Origin of the sequence: Ensifer sp. WSM1721 (assembly GCF_000513895.2) — a bacterium.
Lineage (GTDB): Bacteria > Pseudomonadota > Alphaproteobacteria > Rhizobiales > Rhizobiaceae > Sinorhizobium.
Window position 1 is genome coordinate 1476440 of record NZ_CP165782.1, and the last position, 17130, is coordinate 1493569.

General features: G+C 61.1%; 21 protein-coding genes and 1 tRNA gene. 11 read left to right on the forward strand and 11 right to left on the reverse strand.

Annotation, left to right across the window (positions count from 1 at the left end):
• Nucleotides 1-89: 89 nt before the first annotated feature.
• On the forward strand, nt 90-482 hold the full coding sequence (locus tag M728_RS07280; RefSeq protein WP_084044698.1) for a GFA family protein: 393 nt from the start codon (nt 90-92) through the stop codon (nt 480-482).
• Between the two features lie 47 nt (nt 483-529).
• Here the strand turns inward: M728_RS07280 and M728_RS07285 are convergent, their stop codons facing one another.
• Complete coding sequence (locus M728_RS07285) at nt 530-2038, reverse strand: winged helix-turn-helix domain-containing tetratricopeptide repeat protein (protein WP_026623163.1); 1509 nt, start codon at nt 2036-2038, stop codon at nt 530-532.
• Nucleotides 2039-2172: 134 nt separating this feature from the next.
• On the opposite strand from M728_RS07285, the gene M728_RS07290 reads away from it, so the two are divergent.
• Nucleotides 2173-2442 (forward strand): DUF1127 domain-containing protein, encoded by a 270-nt coding sequence (locus M728_RS07290; RefSeq protein ID WP_234706876.1) that lies wholly within the window; start codon nt 2173-2175, stop codon nt 2440-2442.
• 109 nt (nt 2443-2551) lie between these two features.
• Nucleotides 2552-3664: an MFS transporter gene (locus tag M728_RS07295; RefSeq protein WP_245269842.1), complete on the forward strand. Its 1113-nt coding sequence runs from the start codon at nt 2552-2554 to the stop codon at nt 3662-3664.
• A 119-nt stretch (nt 3665-3783) separates the two neighbouring features.
• Here M728_RS07295 and M728_RS07300 read toward each other — a convergent pair whose 3' ends face one another.
• Nucleotides 3784-4161, reverse strand: a complete 378-nt coding sequence (locus tag M728_RS07300) for an ester cyclase (RefSeq protein ID WP_051441086.1) — start codon at nt 4159-4161, stop codon at nt 3784-3786.
• Nucleotides 4162-4285: 124 nt separating this feature from the next.
• Nucleotides 4286-5041: an SDR family NAD(P)-dependent oxidoreductase gene (locus M728_RS07305; protein WP_026623160.1), complete on the reverse strand. Its 756-nt coding sequence runs from the start codon at nt 5039-5041 to the stop codon at nt 4286-4288.
• Nucleotides 5042-5383: 342 nt separating this feature from the next.
• Here M728_RS07305 and M728_RS07310 point away from each other — a divergent pair, with 342 nt between their 5' ends.
• The 7 genes from M728_RS07310 (at nt 5384) to M728_RS07340 (ending at nt 9548) form a co-directional block, all read left to right on the forward strand.
• The gene (locus M728_RS07310) at nt 5384-5965 is read left to right on the forward strand and encodes a L,D-transpeptidase (protein ID WP_026623159.1); all 582 of its coding nucleotides are present in this window, start codon (nt 5384-5386) and stop codon (nt 5963-5965) included.
• A gap of 189 nt (nt 5966-6154) precedes the next feature.
• Entirely contained in the window at nt 6155-6295 is a 141-nt protein-coding gene (locus M728_RS07315) for a hypothetical protein (protein ID WP_026614073.1), read from the forward strand.
• Nucleotides 6296-6461: 166 nt separating this feature from the next.
• Entirely contained in the window at nt 6462-7049 is a 588-nt protein-coding gene (locus M728_RS07320; protein WP_026623158.1) for a hypothetical protein, read from the forward strand.
• Nucleotides 7050-7192: 143 nt separating this feature from the next.
• Complete coding sequence (locus M728_RS07325) at nt 7193-7780, forward strand: protein-S-isoprenylcysteine O-methyltransferase (protein WP_026623157.1); 588 nt, start codon at nt 7193-7195, stop codon at nt 7778-7780.
• A 10-nt stretch (nt 7781-7790) separates the two neighbouring features.
• Nucleotides 7791-8576: a hypothetical protein gene (locus M728_RS07330; protein ID WP_026623156.1), complete on the forward strand. Its 786-nt coding sequence runs from the start codon at nt 7791-7793 to the stop codon at nt 8574-8576.
• Nucleotides 8573-9436 (forward strand): SDR family oxidoreductase, encoded by an 864-nt coding sequence (locus M728_RS07335; RefSeq protein ID WP_026623155.1) that lies wholly within the window; start codon nt 8573-8575, stop codon nt 9434-9436. Before M728_RS07330 ends, M728_RS07335 begins: the two co-directional genes overlap by 4 nt.
• A gap of 38 nt (nt 9437-9474) precedes the next feature.
• Nucleotides 9475-9548, forward strand: a tRNA-Ile gene (locus tag M728_RS07340).
• A gap of 31 nt (nt 9549-9579) precedes the next feature.
• Here M728_RS07340 and M728_RS07345 read toward each other — a convergent pair.
• The 7 genes from M728_RS07345 to coaD all read right to left on the reverse strand — a co-directional run bounded on the left by M728_RS07345 (nt 9580) and on the right by coaD (nt 15198).
• A complete protein-coding gene (locus M728_RS07345) occupies nt 9580-9768 on the reverse strand; it encodes a hypothetical protein (protein ID WP_026623154.1) in 189 nt (62 codons plus the stop codon).
• A 561-nt stretch (nt 9769-10329) separates the two neighbouring features.
• Complete coding sequence (locus M728_RS07350) at nt 10330-10911, reverse strand: hypothetical protein (RefSeq protein ID WP_026623153.1); 582 nt, start codon at nt 10909-10911, stop codon at nt 10330-10332.
• Nucleotides 10912-11282: 371 nt separating this feature from the next.
• Nucleotides 11283-12413 (reverse strand): tRNA guanosine(34) transglycosylase Tgt, encoded by a 1131-nt coding sequence (gene tgt, locus M728_RS07355; protein ID WP_026623152.1) that lies wholly within the window; start codon nt 12411-12413, stop codon nt 11283-11285.
• Entirely contained in the window at nt 12414-13496 is a 1083-nt protein-coding gene (gene queA / locus M728_RS07360) for a tRNA preQ1(34) S-adenosylmethionine ribosyltransferase-isomerase QueA (RefSeq protein ID WP_026623151.1), read from the reverse strand. It abuts the gene before it with no gap.
• 77 nt (nt 13497-13573) lie between these two features.
• Complete coding sequence (locus tag M728_RS07365) at nt 13574-14083, reverse strand: peptidylprolyl isomerase (protein ID WP_026614066.1); 510 nt, start codon at nt 14081-14083, stop codon at nt 13574-13576.
• 25 nt (nt 14084-14108) lie between these two features.
• Nucleotides 14109-14681: a peptidylprolyl isomerase gene (locus tag M728_RS07370; protein WP_026623150.1), complete on the reverse strand. Its 573-nt coding sequence runs from the start codon at nt 14679-14681 to the stop codon at nt 14109-14111.
• A 25-nt stretch (nt 14682-14706) separates the two neighbouring features.
• Entirely contained in the window at nt 14707-15198 is a 492-nt protein-coding gene (coaD, locus tag M728_RS07375) for a pantetheine-phosphate adenylyltransferase (RefSeq protein ID WP_026623149.1), read from the reverse strand.
• A gap of 213 nt (nt 15199-15411) precedes the next feature.
• Between coaD and M728_RS07380 the strand changes: the two genes are divergently transcribed.
• Entirely contained in the window at nt 15412-15540 is a 129-nt protein-coding gene (locus M728_RS07380) for a hypothetical protein (protein ID WP_026623148.1), read from the forward strand.
• Nucleotides 15541-15693: 153 nt separating this feature from the next.
• On the opposite strand, the gene M728_RS07385 is transcribed toward M728_RS07380, so the two are convergent.
• A complete protein-coding gene (locus tag M728_RS07385; protein ID WP_026623147.1) occupies nt 15694-17097 on the reverse strand; it encodes an MATE family efflux transporter in 1404 nt (467 codons plus the stop codon).
• Between the last annotated feature and the right edge of the window lie 33 nt (nt 17098-17130).

A 17130-nucleotide genomic window follows, 5' to 3' on the forward strand; every position in this document is an offset into this window, starting at 1 on the left:
GGCTGATAGCGATCATCTGAGCTTGCGCAGCCGCCTGGACGGCGCTCAACTGGCGAATGTTCTTCGCTTGATCTTATAGGAGACGCAGCATGGACCGATTCACGGGAGGTTGCCTCTGCGGTAACGTCCGAATTGTAGCGTCGGGACGCCCATACCGGGTCGGCCTTTGTCACTGTCTCGACTGCCGCAAGCATCATGGCGCCCTTTTTCACGCTTCCGCGATATTCCCTCAGGATGCGGTGACGATCGATGGCGAAACACGCGACTACGCCGGGCGGTTTTTCTGTCCCCACTGCGGCTCGCCTGTTTTCGCACGCGCCGCAGACGAAATCGAAGTGAACCTGGGATCCCTGGATGCCCCTGATCAACTGAGGCCAACCTACGAACTTTGGACCATCCGTCGCGAGTCCTGGCTGCCGCCGTTTCCGCTCTCGAGACGATATGACCGTGATCGTGATGCCACGAGTCGCTTTGAGGAATAGGTCGCATGAACGGTGCGAAGGCGCCTTTACGAGATGACGCCGGCGCGTCACTCCGGAAGACCGGCCTTGCGGAAGCCATCAACGAAATGCTCAAGCGTCGCAGCGTCGCGGAATGGCTCCGTCGTGGCCCAGTGGCGGATTGTGAAATGCGGGTTGCCGACGAGGAACAATTCGACCTCTGCGCGCGCCTCGTCGAGCCGGCCCAGCTGAGCGAGGCTTGCCGCCAGGAATCGGCGTGAGCTTGTACGATACGTCTCGTCCTGGCGCAGCGTCTCGACAGCGGCTTCGTATTCGCCGGCCGCGTATTGCGCCTGGCCGAGCGTCAGATAATACCAACTTGCCGGAAACGGGTTCAGGCGGAACGCCTTTCGGATGTGTTCAAGGCCCTCCTCCACCCGCCCGGCCAAGACCGTGATGTCGGACAATGCCGCCCAGGTGTCGGCCTCGTTCGGGTCGAGTTCAATCGCCTTGGCGAATTCCGCATCCGCCTCGGCGAAGCTGCGCTCGTAGGCCAGCAGGTAACCCAGGACCCAGCGGCAGCCAGCATCGTTGGGATCGAGCGCGACAGCTTTGCGCGCCAGCTCCAAAGCAATGCTGCGGTTAGCTTCAGTTGGTCCCCCCGAATGCACCCATCCCATCCAGTGGTTTATGGCAAGCCAGCGATAAGCCTCGGCGTATTCCGGATCGAGCGAAACGGCGCGCCTGAGCATCAGATGCGCTTCCTGAGCCATCTGCGGCGAATCATCCATCACCTTGCGCGCCCGCACGCAGAGATCGTAAGCCTCGAGATTGTTGGGGCGATTGCGCGGCAGCGGTGTGCGCAACCGGCCGAGTAACGCCTCCACGATCTTACCGGTGACCTCGTCCTGGACGACAAAGATATCGTCCAGGCTGCGATCGAAGCGTTCCGCCCATAAATGGTCGCCGCTCATAGTGTCGACCAGGTGGGCGTTAATGCGCACGCGCCCCGCGGCGCGTCTCGCGCTACCCTCCAGCAGGTAGCGCACGCCAAGATCCTCAGCGATCGCGCGCACGTCCATCGTCTTTCCTTTGTAGGCAAAGGCGGAGTTGCGTGCGATGACGAACAGGCCGGAAACCCTGGATAGATCGGTGATCAGGTCTTCGGTCAACCCGTCCGCGAAGGATTCCTGCTCGGGATCGCTGCTGACATTCACGAAGGGCAGCACGGCTATCGATGGTTTGTCGGGCAGCGGCAAAGGCTCTCGCCTCGCGCCACCGAGCTGTTCGACGGCCCCCGTGAAGCGGTAGCCGACGCGCGGAATCGTGGAGATCCATTGACCACCGTCGGCGGCCGGACCAAGCAGCTTCCTGAGCTGCGCGATCTGGACGGTGAGGTTGCCTTCCTCGACGGCCGTGCCAGGCCACGCCGCATCCATCAACTCGGCCTTGCCCAGGATTTCGCCAGGGCGTCCGACGAGCGCCGCAAGCAGCTTCAGCCCGCGGTGGCCAACGGCAACGGGCTCATCGTTCCGAAGCAGCGTTCCCGCACCGGAATCAAGCACGAACGGACCAAAGGCGAAACGTGATCCCCGCATAGGCGCTCTATAGCCCGTTTGGAAGTTTTTGAGAACTTTTTGGGAGGCCTTAATTACCGCGCCGTTCGTATCCTGCAGAATTCAGCCTCTTTCAGGTCTGGGCCCCCGCGGCCTTCAACCATGTGGAGGTTGCCATGAACGATACCCCTACCCTTGCGTCGGCCCCGCTTCAGGCGGCGCAGCCGGGAACGCCCGTGGAGCCGGCGGAAGTGTCGCGTCGGCACTACAGCCTGGCGACCCTGCGAAGCATTATCGCGACCTGGGGCGAGCGGATACGCTTTCGCTGGGAACTCGAGCAAAAGTTGAGGGACGATCCCCATTTGATCGACGATATCGGTTTGACGAGACGCGAGGTCGAGGCAGAGATCGCCAAGCCCTTCTGGCAAGTGTCAAACCCTTTATGAAGCGAATGCTGTAATGACACCGGATCGCCAGTTTCCGCGTGCTGCGGTGGTTCGCCGGCACCTGCACGGCACGACATCGCCGCGAGAGGATCGGACGCCATGGGCCGCGATGGCGGGCATCATCGCGACCGTCACAGTATTTGCCGTGGCACAGGGTCTGACCTATCCGCTGCTCAGCTTCATCTTGGAGCGACAGGGGACGACGCCCGGCCTGATCGGCTTGTCGGCGGCGATGACGCCGCTGGGTTTCATCGTATCCGCGCCCTTCGTTCCGACGCTGGCGCGACGCGTGGGCGGGGCGCGGCTGGCGATCCTGTGTTCGATTCTGGCCGCCCTCACCCTGATCGCGATTGCCTGGACGCAGGAAGTTTGGGCCTGGATGCCGCTGCGCCTCCTGCTCGGCTTCTTCGCCAATCCGCTTTACGTGATCAGCGAAACCTGGCTGATCTCGATCGCGCCGGCGCCACGCCGGGGCCGCATCATGGGCCTCTATTCATCGATCGTTTCGGGTGGCTTCGCCATCGGCCCGCTGTCGCTCGGCCTGGTCGGGACGCAGGGTTGGCCGCCCTTCATGATCGGCATAGTGGCCTTCCTTCTCTGCGGTCTCACCGTGCTAGCGGTCGTGCCGCGTCTACCGAAGATGCCGCATGAAGGCGAGGCAACATCGGTCGGCGGCTTCTTCGCACTGGCGCCGCTCCTATTGTTCGCGGTGTTCGCCGCAGCCGCCTTCGAGCAGGCCCCGCTTTCCTTGTTCGCGGTCTATGGCGCCGCGCTCGGCAGCGCCGAGGAGCACATCGCTTCGCTCATCACCTGTTTCATCGCAGGCAATGCCGCGCTGCAGGTTTTGCTCGGGCGCTTGGCCGAACGGTTCGGCTCGACGCACACGATGTTATTCTGTGCCCTGGCTTCACTCGCCGGCTGCCTGCTGCTGCCGTCGATCTTCAACTCGTGGCTCATCTGGCCGCTCGTTTTCGTCTGGGGCGGGGTCTCGTTCGGGATCTACACCGTATCGCTCATCCAACTCGGCGAGCGTTTCACCGGTCAAGCCTTGATCGCCGGTAATGCGGCCTTCGCGTTCGTATGGGGCATCGGCGGAATCGTAGGCTCGCCCGCGGCAGGACTGGCGATGCACCTGATCGGGCATCAGGGCCTGCCATCGTCCCTTGGTCTGCTGTGCTGTGCACTGGCGGTGTTTCTGATGGCAGAGAGACGGCGGGGCTGATCGAGGCACTTGCCTCGTGCCGCCGGCGTAGATTCTCCACCGAGTGGGTTTGAGGGTAAACGACTTGTGAGAGACAACGCGACTAACACGCACTGTTCTTCCGAACAGATCGCGAGCAGTCAGCGTGGCTGCCGGTCGACAAAGGGATCGACGCCCATCTGGATGAGCATACCGATCGTGTCCGCCTCGCCCCCGTGTTCAATGATCAGTCCATCGGCGACGCGTTCGATGCTGATGCCCTCGACCTCGATGACCAATCCGGTGGGTTCGATTTGCATCCAGGTTCCCTTGTGCGTTCCTCGGCCGGCCATTCGGGTGACGACTTTGTCGCGTTCGGCGGTCAGGTCTTCGATCCTGAGCTCAAAATCCGGAAACGTCTGCAGGAGCGCATCGACGTGCGCGCGTAAGACCTCGGGACCAAGCTCGCCGCTCGGATTGTTGTGATCGACGTACTCCGGATGCACGCATTTTGCCGCGGCAGACAGGTCGCGAAACATGTCGGCATAAAAGCGCGTGATAAGCCGCTTTGTCGCAAGCACGGACGTTCGCTAATCCTCTTCGCCCTCTCGCCGGCTGCCCCTCTAAATTTACGAAAGCATCGGCCACGACAGCCAGCCTGCTCTAATGTGCGGTGTAGGCTCCGTCGATCGGATGGTAGCTGCCGGTGATGAAGCTCGCCTGTTCGGACAAAAGGAAACAGACGAGCGCCGCTACCTCTTCCGGTCTCCCGCGCCGCCCCATCGGTTGAAGCGCCTCCAGACGTCGGCTGCTTGCCAGCTCGGAGTGTTCCGACAGAAGCGGCGTTTCGATCCAGCCGGGGCCGACGGCGTTGATGCGGACACCCATCCTTGCGTATTCGATCGCGGCGGCCTTCGTCAGTCCGACGACGCCGTGCTTGGCTGCCGTGTAGGCTGAGGCGGTCGGCAATGCGACAGACCCGAGAATGGAGGACATGTTGACAATGGCGCCGCCCCCGCTTTTCAGCATGGCGGCGATCTCGTGTTTCATGCAGTAGAAGACGCCGTTCAGGTTGACGTCGATCAGCCGGTGCCAGTGGTCGAGCGGATAGTCTGCCGTCGCTTTTCGAGGTCCCTCGATGCCCGCGTTGTTGACCGCGAGGTGTAGACCGCCGCACTCCCGGACAGCGAACGCGACCAGTTCCGCTACGGCTCCGGCATCGGCAACGTCGACGCAGAAGTCACCGGCCTTTCCCCCGTTCGCTCGAATCTCGGCAGCCACGCTTTTGGCTGCATTGGCGTCGAGATCGGCGACGACGATTTTGGCGCCCTCGGCGCCAAGTTGCCGGGAAATGGCAGCGCCTATTCCGGAACCGCCTCCGGTTACGATCGCGACTTTGCCTTCGAAGCCAAGCTTCATCGTGTCTCCTTCCTCCCCTACCCAAACCCAGTCGAGCAGACGGGGATGCTTGTCGCAAGAGGTTTCATCCATCGGAGCCGATCGACTTCGTCCCAAAACGACACAGTCTGGCGCCAGACGCGCTCGCCAACAGAATATCTGCCCATGTCTCCGAGAGGCCTAGCAAAGCGAATCAGCGCAATAGGTTTGCGGACATGGCGACCGCAACTTAAGGGCGCCTGTGCGCACTAGGCAACTTTAGACTGCTTCCAGCCGCCATCGGCGTTGCGAGACTTGGCCGGCACGCGCTTGGGTGTTAAACACGAATCCGGTAGGGACTCACAATTAACTCAGCAGGTGAGAATGGAGAACGACCGTATTGCGCGCCGGGCCCTCTTGGTGGGCGGTCTGGCTCTTTTGGCCTCTGGATGTAGCACGTGGCAACCGACAAGGGGCCCTCGCGAAGCCAGAACGCGTATAGCCCCTCAATTCCGGCGGCAGGAAGTGGCCTTTAATGGAAGCGAGCCGCCGGGAACGATCGTCGTCGATACGGAGCAGCGATATCTCTATCTCGTGCAGAACGGCAGTTCAGCGATTCGATACGGCATCGGTGTCGGCGAACAAGGACGTACACTCAAGGGAAGAGCGACGATCGGTCGCAAAGCGGAGTGGCCTTCCTGGACACCGACCGCGAACATGATTCAGCGCAAGCCATGGCTCGCGCAATATGCCGGCGGAGTCGACGGCGGGCTTCACAATCCACTGGGGGCGGCTGCCCTCTATCTTTACCGCGGCGGAAACGACACTATGTTCCGCTTGCACGGAACGAACGAACCCTGGACGATCGGTCAAGCGGTATCGAGCGGATGCGTGCGCTTGACGAATGAAGACATCGTCGATCTATACAGCCGTGTCCCGGTGGGTACGACTGTGCTGCTCATCTGATGGTGTTTTCCCTAATTTTTCGGTATAAATAACTAAGCCTTGTGTGTTCAGGCGCGGTTGATAACCCGGTAACCATAAAGCGGATATCAAGTGTGTCCTTTCTGCACTAGGCCCGGGCGCAAATCGCCACTATTACTTGGAGTGTTGCCTTCGATAACCCATTCCGACTATTGAGGAAAGGACTTCTTGATGAGCAGAATTCTAGTCGTGATGATTGCGTTGCTTTCGATTGCCGGTCTCACCGCGTGCGATACGATCGGCAAGGGCAAGGGCAAGGCCCCGCCGCCTGCAGAGCCAGTAGCAGCAGAGCCTGCGCCGGTTTATAAATAACAGGTGACTTTGTGCCGTGGGGAAGTTCTAAGGAGCATTTCCCCGCGGCACATTATTCAAGACTAGATCGGCTCCGAGGCTGACGGCCAAGGGTGCCGGCAGTTATGAGGAGCCGGCCCAAGGTCTGGATTGATCAGGGCTCGGATGATAGAGCGCAGTTAATGAGATGACGCTTGTACGTGGCCGTATATCGCTTGTCGTCTTGCTCGCATTCGCGGCAGTAGCTTGCCAGTCGCAAGACAAGGGTCCCCAGCCTGCTTACGTCTCGAGTAGCCCGTATGGCGCGCCGGCCAAGTTGGCATCGCAAACGAGAGAGCAAGGGTACTTCATCGAGTTTCGCTCGCGATATGCACTCAGCTATGGCCACACCTATGTCATCTTCGGGCGAACAAACAAAGCCGGGGCGATAGTTCAACGCGAGGTCGCGGGGCTCGCGCCGGCCACCGTCGATCCAACACCCTACGTCTTCGGTCATTTCGTGCCGGTCCCGGCAGAGACCGGCGCGAGCGATGGCGATCTCGAGGAAGAATATCGTTCCGCAAGCTGGCGCGTCATGCTGACGGAAGCGGAGTACAAGAAGGTCGTCGCCTTCATCAGAGAACTGAAGGCCAAGTCGCGTTTCTGGCACGCTACGTTTTACAACTGCAATGCCTTCGTAGCGGAAATTGCCCGCTCCATGGGATATAAGACTCCCGGCATCTGGCTCAGGCCACAACAATTCATTACAAAGCTGCGGGAGATGAACGCGGGGTGAGAGCGGCCGGTCACGAGGCTCGCCATCCAGCCGAATCCGAGCGTCGTCAAAGAACGGCCTGTCGAAGGGAGGCCCGGCCACCATCGTTGCCGTTTGGCGCGGCTTTCTCGAATGGTGGCGGGCCCTGGTGAACTAGAGTGAACATGTCGGTAGCTTCCGTCGGCGAGATCATCTGGGTGCTCGGCATCATCGCCTGGTACTTCATTCGGCGTCCGTACGAACGCCGGGCGAAGCGCGTGCGCGTCGTCAGTCACCGCCGTTCGCCTTCCGAGATCACCGGGCTCGTCGCAGCCCTGTGCGGTCTTGCGATCATTCCCGGCTTTTACGTAGCCACCGGAATTCCCGAAGCGGCCGACTACCCTGCCCGCGTCTGGGCAATAGCGGTTGGGACGGTGATTTTCTCGCTTGCGATGTGGGTCTTTCGGAGAACCCACAAGGAGCTCGGCCGCAACTGGTCGATTACGCTTGAGATTCGCGACAAGCATGAGCTGATTCGCGGTGGTCCCTACGCCCTTGTGCGGCATCCCATGTACACCTCGTTCCTGCTCATGGGGCTCGGCCAGGCGTTCCTGCTGTCGAACTGGATCGTGGGGCTGGCGGGCCTGATCGGTTTCGCAGTCCTCTTCCTATTGAGGGTGAATGAGGAGGAGCGCATGATGTTGGAAATATTCGGCTCTCAGTATCGCGACTATATGGAGAGCACCAAGCGAATCATTCCCTACATTTACTAGAGGTGGCATGATGCGAGGCCGAGCTCTCAAGCTTTCGGCGCCGCGGCGCCTTGTCGGGGACCTGATGCGGTTCTCGATGCGCGTGCCACGGGTGAGCGTGCAGCGGCAGATGGATCTCGGACCGCTCCTAAGGGCGCGAATGGCGCAGCCAAGCAGGCCTTCCTGGACGGTACTTTTCCTGAAAGGTTATGCCCTTCTCGCCTTGGAGACGCCAGAGCTGCGGCGTGCTTACGTCAAGTTCCCGAGACCGCAGCTATACGAATATCCGGCAAGCGTCGCCTCCATCGCACATGAGCGCGAGTTCCACGGAGAGCGAGTCGTTCTGCTGAGTTCCATCAAGAATCCGGAGCGCCGTTCGATTGCGGAGCTCGGCGCATTGATCCAGGCGGCGCGAACGCGCCCGGTGCTCGAGGTCAAGGAGTTCCGGCGCGCCCTGAAGATCGCCCGCCTGCCGGCGCCGATCAGATGGCTGCTGATGTGGCTCGGACTGAATATCGGACGGCAGCGGGCGCGCCATTTCGGGACGTTCCAATTGTCCGTCTATTCGGGCCTCGGTGCCGAATCTTTGAATCCATTGACGCCCTTGACCAGTCTCCTCAATTACGGCCCGATCGACGAGAAGGGTTTGGTCACCGTCCGCATCCACTACGACCACAGGGTGATGGACGGCGCCAATGTGGCGCGCGCATTGGAGCGATTCGAGAGAATCTTGAACGGCGAGATTGCTGCCGAAGTGCAAAATTACGCGTCGAGCGAGAATGTTCAGGCCGCGGCTGCTTCAGGAGCGCAAACATGATTGGCGAACTCCGGCCAGCGGTCGTAGTGGTCGGCGCGTCCCGCGGCATCGGCAAGGCGATTGCCGAAGTTGCTGCCGGGGATGGCGCAACGGTAGTTTTGGTCGCGCGCTCGGCCGAGGGATTGGCGGCGGCCGCCGCCGATATTCAACAGGTTCGCGGAGAGGCCCTCACACTCGCCTTGGATCTTCTGGCCCAGGACGCAGCAGAGCGTCTCGAGGATTTCCTTTCCGCAAACGGCCTGATCTGCGACGTTCTGGTGAACAGCGCCGGCTATGGCCTGCGCGGAAGCGCGACGCTATTGCCGGTCGAGGATCAACTCGGCATCGTCGATCTCAACATTCGCGCCCTTACCGATCTGACGCTGCGCTTTCTGCCGGGAATGGTTGCACGCGGCCGCGGCGGTGTGATCAATCTGGGCTCGGTCGCGAGCTTCACTCCCGGCCCGTACATGGCCTTGTACTATGCCAGCAAGGGCTTTGTGCGCTCCTTTTCCGAGGCGCTTCATCAGGAATTGCGCCGCACGGGGGTGACCGTCACCTGCGTGGCTCCGGGACCGGTCTCGACGGAGTTCCTTGCTACGTCCGGCGCCAATCGGGCTGCGCTGTTCAAGGTCTTGCCAAAGCTGGATGCATCTTACGTCGCCGAACGCGCGTGGCGCGGGTTCAAATCAGGGCGCCGCCTCGTCGTGCCGGGCATATCGGCCAAGTTGACCACCCTCTTGGCGTCGATGATGCCTTCCGCAGTTCTCCTGCCCTTGATCGGCCGCTTGCAGCGCCGGAGCAATGATCCCTGCCCCTGCGGCTCGGGAAAGAAGTTCACGTCGTGCTGCGGTGCCCGTCGCGGCGCGCGCGCGGGATGAGGAGCTTGGGTCGTCTACTGCATGATTCCTTCAGGATCCTCAGGCAGGGCAACTGGTAAGCCGCGTGGCTCATAACCACGAAAGACTGGGTTCGATTCCCGGCCTGCAACCAAGTTCTGGGCAACGAGAGCTGGTGATGTGCGTCACTCTTCCCAAAGCATTTCCATAATCTCGTCAGGCGATTCCTGAACCTGGAGCGTCATGCAACTTCCGTTGTTAGCCGCGAAGGTAACGAGGGTAGTGCGCCGTTGCCCTTCCACCCGCTGGAAGTGCGTTGCATTGTCCATGTTGACGAAGATCGGGCCATTGTTATCGTGCAGTTTGAGCCACATAGTTTGTGTCCCTTCGAGGGAAAGCGATTCAACGAAGTATAGCAGGTTGTAGCCAAATCTCGGCGTAGAACACACCATGACCGCCGTCTATGCGGTAGGGTGGTTATGTTTGTTTGGAAACAACAATAGGTTGCCGCGACCTGCGACTGGGCTATGGCCGGTTCCGAAAGAAGGGGCACCATGAAGACAAAATCTATACGCATTGCCTTACTGCTCCCTGTCTCCGGTTGCTCGAAAAGCGAAGTCGTAGGCCTGGAGACAGGCCCGACGGGAAACTCACGAATGTGTTTGTTAGCGAGTCGTCATTTGATCCCAAAACCGACCGCATCGCGGTTCAAGTGGCTCGTGACGCTTTTGCAAGACGCGTGCCTTCACCGTTGCCCAATCATAAATATGTTCAGCGTGTTGAGGTGAATGGCGAACCACCGGAAAGACAATAATGTCGAGTAGTGGCAGCGCTGGTTCTTTTCAGCAGGCAGGGCAACCGGTAAGCCGCGTGGCTCATCACCACCAAAGACCGTTCGATTCCCGGGCCTGCACCACTTTCGAGGCAATCAAAGCTCAATTCGAAAGGTCCGTGATGAAGTCGCGCCGATCGAGACTGGAGGCGCGGCAAGCAGCCGCTATTATCGTCGATGCGTCTGGATCGGGCCAGATCTCCAGCCCGAGAGGGTCCCTAAGAGCCCCATGTAGTCCGAGAGCCCTAACCAGAGCATGGCGCGCTGAGCTTCGGTTGCTGTCTTTGAAATCGCACAGCATCGCCAACAGCTTCTTTTCGACCTCCTTGTCCCTGAAGCCTCGCAAATACACGGGAGCCAGGTGTACGGCGGCCATCCTGCTGCCAGAAAAACCAATATCGGCGTCGGACAGAATGCATTTACGAACCGCAGACCGATAGCGATCGATTAAACCGAGATACCGACAGAGGGCCTTCAACGCGAGCCCGCCATGAACGTCGTCGCGGAGATAAGGCTCGATCAGGGCCGCGTCAGGTTCAGTGCCGCAGTATCCGACGACATACAGAGCGGCTCCGACGTCCCCGTCGCCAGACCGCAATATTTGACGCGCAAATTCAAGCTCCTGTTCGGAAACAGGATCGTCGTCAACACCTTGCGCGCGATCTCGAATGCTGTTGATGTCCATATGTTACTCTGAATTCAACTGGGATCGACTTCAAAGCCAAGCTGGCTCCATCAGATGGATATCCTTAAGCAGATCGAACCCCGATTGGGCGAGCGCGACCACCCGTTAACCGCCGCCTACGCGGTAGGATGGTCTCGGTCGTGGGATATCACCCGAGCGCAGCCAATGCCGGATGAGTGAAGAAGTGAATTTTCTCATGTGGCGAGCCTTCCCCGCCTGCACGCAATATTTTCGCAGCGTGGTTATGGGCGAAGGCCGGCCGGGTACATGCTCTGGCCCGTCAGCCACTCAAAACTGCTACAGCGACCTTCGCGCGTCCGATTGGACGCGCGGCGCTGTAGAGAGCCTCGTCCGGCCCGCAGCTTAACCGCTCACACCGGCGGGAGATCGCCGCGTTGCCAGCCCTCCAGGGTCTCCGCCATGAAGTCGGCGTAACGCCCCTCCCCGATCGCCTTGCGGATGGCGGCCATCAATTCCTGATAATAGGCGAGATTGTTCCAGCTCAAGAGCATGCCGCCTAGCGATTCGTTCGAGCGGATCAGATGGTGCAGGTAGGCGCGCGAATAGTCGCGCGTCGCCGGGCAGGATGATTGCTCGTCGAGCGGGCGCGTATCTTCGGCATGGCGGGCATTGCGCAGGTTGATTCGTCCGAAGCGGGTGAAGGCAAGGCCGTGGCGACCGGAGCGGGTCGGCATCACGCAGTCGAACATGTCGACGCCGTGCGCAACGGATTTCAGAATGTCGTCCGGCGTGCCGACCCCCATCAGGTAGCGCGGCTTTTCCGCAGGCAGTGCCGGGCAAGTCACGTCCAGCATGTCCAGCATGACCTCCTGCGGCTCGCCGACGGCGAGGCCTCCGATGGCGTAGCCCTTGAGGTCCAGGTCCTTGAGCACCTGCGCCGAGCGTTCGCGCAACTTCGGAATGTCGCCACCCTGCACGATGCCGAACATCGCCTTGCCCGGCTGGTCGCCGAAGGCGATCTTGCAGCGCTCCGCCCAGCGCAGCGACATCTCCATCGCGCGCTCGATTTCCTGGGGCTCCGCCGGCAACGCGATACATTCATCGAGCTGCATTTGTATGTCGCTGTCGAGGAGGCCCTGGATCTCGATCGAGCGCTCGGGAGACATATGATAGAGCGCGCCGTCGACATGGCTCTTGAAGGTTACGCCCTGTTCGTTGAGCTTGCGCAGACTGGAGAGCGACATCACCTGGAAACCGCCGCTATCCGTCAGGATTGGCCGCTCCCAGCCGATGAACTTGTGCAGGCCGCCGAGCCGGTGCACGCGTTCGGCGCCCGGGCGCAGCATCAGATGATAGGTATTGCCGAGAATGATATCGGCGCCGAGCTCGCGCACCTGGTCGAGGTACATGGCCTTGACGGTGCCGACGGTTCCGACCGGCATGAAGGCCGGCGTGCGGATCGTTCCGCGCGGCGTCGAGATCTCGCCGCGGCGGGCGTTGCCGTCGGTCGCAAGCAGCTTGAATTGAAACGTCTCGGTCATTCAGTCTTTCCGGAAAAGCAGGCTTGCATCCCCATAGGAATAGAAGCGATAGCCGGTCGCGATGGCGTGGGCATAGGCGGCACGCATCGTGTCGATGCCGGCGAAGGCCGAGACCAACATGAACAATGTCGATCTCGGTAGGTGGAAATTGGTCATCAGCATATCGACGGCGCGGAAGCGGTAACCCGGCGTGATGAAGATGCCGGTCGGTCCGGACCAGGGACGGATGATGCCATCTTCGGTGGCCGCGCTCTCGATCAGCCGTAGCGATGTCGTTCCGACGCAGACGATGCGACCACCGCGCGCGCTGACGGCATTGAGCTTCTCGGCGGTTGCCGCGTCGACATGGCCGATTTCCTCGTGCATCACATGATCGTCGGTATCATCCGTCTTGACCGGCAGGAAGGTCCCCGCCCCGACATGCAAGGTCACGAAGTGGCGCTCGACACCGGCTTCGTCAAGCTTGGCGAAGAGGCGGTCGGTGAAATGAAGCCCTGCGGTTGGAGCCGCCACCGCGCCCTCTTCCCGCGCAAAGATCGTCTGGTAGTCGGTTCGGTCCTGCGCATCGTCCGCCCGTTTCGAGGCGATGTAAGGCGGCAGAGGGATGTGACCTACGGCCATGATCGCTTCGTCGAGCGCCGGGCCGGAGAGATCGAAACGAAGGGTCACTTCGCCGGCATCGCCCTTCTCCTCGATCGTCCCCTCCAAAGCGCCGAGAAGACAGGCACTGCCGCCGTGGCCGAAGCTGATCCTGTCCCCCGGTTTCAACCGGCGCGCCGGGCGCGCGAAAGCCTTCCAGCGGTCGGGCGCGATGCGCATGTGCAGCGTCAGCGAAACCGGCGTGCTTGTATCTTCGCCGCGATGGCGGATGCCCTCGAGCTGCGCGGGAATGACCCTGGTATCATTGAACACCAAGGCATCGCCGGGTCTCAGGAACGACGGAAGATCGAGAACGCCATGGTCGCTGAGGACCGGCTCGCCCTGCGGCCGCACGACGAGCATGCGGGCGCTGTCGCGCGGGCTTGCGGGCCTAAGCGCAATGGAGGCTTCCGGCAGGTCGAAATCGAACAGGTCTACGCGCATCGAAGATGTCAAACAAAAGCAAAACCCGCCCCGGCGGCTCTGCGCGCGACCAGGGCGGGTCTGTGCATTAGCGCAAATCAGGCGTCGGCGGCAACCCGCATCGACACGATCGAGTCGGGATCACGCACCGGCTCACCACGCTTGATCTTGTCGACGTTCTCCATGCCTTCGATGACCTGCCCCCACACCGAGTACTGCTTGTTGAGCCAGGGAGCGTCGGTGAAGCAGATGAAGAACTGGGAGTTCGCCGAGTTCGGCATCTGGCTGCGTGCCATCGAGCAGGTGCCGCGCACGTGCGAGACATCGGAAAACTCCGCCTTGAGATCCGGCTTGGAGGAACCGCCCATGCCGGCGCGTGCCGGGTTGAAGCTCTCGCTGCCGGTCTTGCCGTATTGCACGTCGCCGGTCTGGGCCATGAAATCTTCGATCACACGGTGGAAGACCACGCCATCATAGGCGCCTTCGCGCGCCAGTTCCTTGATGCGGGCGACATGGCCCGGAGCGACGTCCGGCAGCAGCTCGATCACCACTCTGCCCTTCGTGGTTTCCATGATGATCGTGTTTTCCGGATCCTTGATCTCGGCCATGGTTCTTCTCCTTCTGTTTTCAGTCTTACCTGCCGACCTTGACGCTGATCATGCGGTCTGGATCGGTGACGGCGCCATTATTGGCGTCGTCGCCACGCTTGATCTTGTCGACATTCTCCATGCCTTCGACGACCTTGCCGACGACCGTGTACTGTCCGTTGAGGAAGTCGCCAGGCGCAAACATGATGAAGAATTGGGAGTTGGCGCTATTGGGGTCCTGGGAGCGCGCCATGCCGACTGTGCCGCGCTCGAAGGGGACGTTGGAGAACTCGGCCGGCAGGTCGGGCTTGGAGGAGCCGCCCGTTCCGGCGAGCTCAGCCTGGTAACCGGCCTTCATGTCGCCGTACTGCACGTCTCCGGTCTGGGCCATGAAGCCCTCGATGACGCGATGGAAGGCGACGTTGTCGTATTCGCCGGCGGCAGCGAGCTCCTTGATCTGCTGGACATGCTTCGGCGCGATGTCAGGACGCAGCTCGACGACGACGGGGCCATCCTTGAGCTGGATCGTAAGGATGTTTTCGCTCGACTGCGCCAGGGCGCCTCCCGTCAAAGTGGCGAGCGCGAGGGCGCCTGCGAAAGCGAGTTGGAGGATTTTCATGGAGTCTCCTTGCCGTGATGTGAGCTTACTTGCGCTTCGCTTGCAGCGCCTCGTGGACCGCCTTGGGAACGAAGGCGCTGACGTCACCGCCCATAGCCGCGATCTGCCGGACCAATGTGGCCGTAATGGGCCGGGATGCGGTGCCTGCCGGCAGAAACAGGGTCTGAATATCGGGCGCCATCTGGCGGTTCATGCCCGCCATTTGCATCTCGTAGTCGAGGTCCGTCCCGTCCCGCAGGCCGCGCACCAGAAGGCTTGCCCCGTGCTGACGGGCGGCGTCGACCACAAGATTGTCGAAGGAGACGACAGCGATGTCCGCTGCCCTCTCCGGCAGCAATTCGCTGAGCGAGCGGCGGATGAGATCCGCCCGCTCCTCGAAGGAGAAAAGCGGGGCCTTTCCCGGATGGACGCCAATCGCCACGATCACTTTCCCTGCGACGTTCAACGATTGGACGAGCACATCCAGATGGCCGTTTGTGATCGGATCGAAGGAGCCGGGATAAAAAGCCGTGGTCATTGCGCCTGTTTCCGTTTGGTGAAGCCTTTTGTCATGGACGACGGCGAACCGCAAGGCTCGTGCGATGTTCCCGGGGAAACAGCGGCACTGAAAGAATGAATGCTAGATGAACGCAACGTTCAAGAGGGCTTCATACCGGAAGTTGTAATGTGAAGCCACAGTGACGGAACTTTTTTCAAGCGCGTGCCGTTTAGCGATGGAAGGGAGACGGCGATGGGATTAGCTCTGTATTCGGTGGCGATGTTCTTCGCAATGGTCGTTGCGACTATCCATGCACTTCGCGACGAGGCTCGCGAGCCGACGGCCGTGACGGTGAGAACCGATCGACTGCGGCGCAGATGACGTGATCGGGCGCCCGTCGTCTCCAGTTCTTGATCTGAATGCCTCCAGGAAGCTTCCCACAAGAAGCTTCAGAATAAGCGGCCTCATTCTTTCCCCTGATGTGGTCGCTCTTACGAGCCGGACGGCCTCCCCTGCCCGTCCGGCTTTTCTTTTCTAGACAGCGGCAGGCGCCGTACGCATGTCGCGAAGCAGGCGGAAGAAGCGCCAGTTGAGCAATAGCGCTGCTGCCGCGAGCCCGAGCACGAAGCCGAACCAGACGCCGACCCCGCCAAACTTCAGCGGAAAAGCGAAGGCCCAGGCGCAGAAGAAGCCGATGGGCCAGTAGGAAATCATCGCCAGCATCATCGGTACGGTTGTGTCCTTGAGACCGCGCAGCATCCCCGCGGCGATCGCCTGAAGCCCGTCCACGAGCTGGAAGGCGCCGGCTATCACGATCAGCGGCCCCGCGAAGGCCAGAACCTCGGCGGCGTCCGGGCGGCTCGTATCGAGATAGAGGGCTGCGAGCGCATAGGGAAACAGCGCGAAAATCGTGCTGCCGACGGCGGCAAAGCCGCAGCCGAGTGCAAGGACGACGATCGCCGCGCGCTTGACGCCGAGCATATCGCCGCTGCCATAGGCCAGGCCCACACGCACGGTCCCGGCCTGCGCCAGGCCGAGCGGAATCATGAAGGCGATCGATGCGAATTGAAGCGCTATGCCGTGCGCCGCGAGTTCGATCGTGCCGATGGTTCCCATAAGCAGCGAAGCGACAGTAAACAGGCTGACTTCGGCTAGGATCGTCAGCGAGATCGGAATGCCGAGATGGATGACTTCGCGGAAGACGGGCCAGTCCGGCCGCCAGAAACGCACGAACAGTTCATATCCGTTGAGTTCCGGCCGGTTGCGGATGTAGCCGATGGTCAGCACGGCGCCGAGCAGCGCCACGCCGAGTGCCGCGACGGCGGCTCCGAATATGCCGAGCGCCGGAAAGCCGAAATGACCGAAGATCAGGACGTAGCAAAGTACGGCGTTGAGAACCAAGGTCGCGAGCGTCACGTACAGAATCACCCCTGCCCGTTCGAGGCCGCTTAGGAAGGCGCGCAACACCATGAAGACGAGGCTCGGAAAGATCGCCCACTGCGCTACGTGCAGATATTCCCCGGCGAGCTTTGCGACCTCTGGCTTCTGCCCGGCTAACAGCAGGATCGGCTCGGCCATCCAGAGCGCCGGTGCGGTTAGGATGCCGTAGAGCAGCACCACCCACATGCCCATTCGAACCGAACGTCGTACGGACATCTTGTCACCCCGGCCTTGCGCCTGCGCGACCATCGGCACGACGGCGTTTGCAAAGCCGCTGCCGAAGATGAAGACCGTGAAGAACACCTGCGTCGCGATGATGATGGCCGCGAGCTGCGTCGCACCCAACTTGCCGACCATCAGAACGTCGGTTGTATTGATCGCAAGCTGGGCAAGCTGGGCGCCGATGAAGGGAACGCCGAGATACATGCTGGCGCGAAAATGCGTGCCCCACGAATTGTCGGTTTGCGGAAACACAAGCTCTTTGTTTGCGGTCAGCATGGAAAATCCTGGCTCTGCAGCGGCAAAAGTCGG

Coding starts and splice junctions, on each gene's coding strand:
- M728_RS07385 (WP_026623147.1), bottom strand. CDS start 17,097: ATGCTGACCGCAAACAAAGAGCTTGTGTTTCCGCAAACCGACAATTCG.
- M728_RS07295 (WP_245269842.1), top strand. CDS start 2,552: ATGGCGGGCATCATCGCGACCGTCACAGTATTTGCCGTGGCACAGGGT.
- tgt (WP_026623152.1), bottom strand. CDS start 12,413: ATGACCGAGACGTTTCAATTCAAGCTGCTTGCGACCGACGGCAACGCC.
- M728_RS07335 (WP_026623155.1), top strand. CDS start 8,573: ATGATTGGCGAACTCCGGCCAGCGGTCGTAGTGGTCGGCGCGTCCCGC.
- M728_RS07280 (WP_084044698.1), top strand. CDS start 90: ATGGACCGATTCACGGGAGGTTGCCTCTGCGGTAACGTCCGAATTGTA.
- M728_RS07290 (WP_234706876.1), top strand. CDS start 2,173: ATGAACGATACCCCTACCCTTGCGTCGGCCCCGCTTCAGGCGGCGCAG.
- M728_RS07285 (WP_026623163.1), bottom strand. CDS start 2,038: ATGCGGGGATCACGTTTCGCCTTTGGTCCGTTCGTGCTTGATTCCGGT.
- M728_RS07325 (WP_026623157.1), top strand. CDS start 7,193: ATGTCGGTAGCTTCCGTCGGCGAGATCATCTGGGTGCTCGGCATCATC.
- M728_RS07330 (WP_026623156.1), top strand. CDS start 7,791: ATGCGAGGCCGAGCTCTCAAGCTTTCGGCGCCGCGGCGCCTTGTCGGG.
- queA (WP_026623151.1), bottom strand. CDS start 13,496: ATGCGCGTAGACCTGTTCGATTTCGACCTGCCGGAAGCCTCCATTGCG.
- M728_RS07310 (WP_026623159.1), top strand. CDS start 5,384: ATGGAGAACGACCGTATTGCGCGCCGGGCCCTCTTGGTGGGCGGTCTG.
- M728_RS07320 (WP_026623158.1), top strand. CDS start 6,462: ATGACGCTTGTACGTGGCCGTATATCGCTTGTCGTCTTGCTCGCATTC.
- M728_RS07380 (WP_026623148.1), top strand. CDS start 15,412: ATGGGATTAGCTCTGTATTCGGTGGCGATGTTCTTCGCAATGGTCGTT.
- M728_RS07365 (WP_026614066.1), bottom strand. CDS start 14,083: ATGGCCGAGATCAAGGATCCGGAAAACACGATCATCATGGAAACCACG.
- M728_RS07315 (WP_026614073.1), top strand. CDS start 6,155: ATGAGCAGAATTCTAGTCGTGATGATTGCGTTGCTTTCGATTGCCGGT.
- coaD (WP_026623149.1), bottom strand. CDS start 15,198: ATGACCACGGCTTTTTATCCCGGCTCCTTCGATCCGATCACAAACGGC.
- M728_RS07350 (WP_026623153.1), bottom strand. CDS start 10,911: ATGGACATCAACAGCATTCGAGATCGCGCGCAAGGTGTTGACGACGAT.
- M728_RS07370 (WP_026623150.1), bottom strand. CDS start 14,681: ATGAAAATCCTCCAACTCGCTTTCGCAGGCGCCCTCGCGCTCGCCACT.
- M728_RS07305 (WP_026623160.1), bottom strand. CDS start 5,041: ATGAAGCTTGGCTTCGAAGGCAAAGTCGCGATCGTAACCGGAGGCGGT.
- M728_RS07300 (WP_051441086.1), bottom strand. CDS start 4,161: ATGTTTCGCGACCTGTCTGCCGCGGCAAAATGCGTGCATCCGGAGTAC.
- M728_RS07345 (WP_026623154.1), bottom strand. CDS start 9,768: ATGTGGCTCAAACTGCACGATAACAATGGCCCGATCTTCGTCAACATG.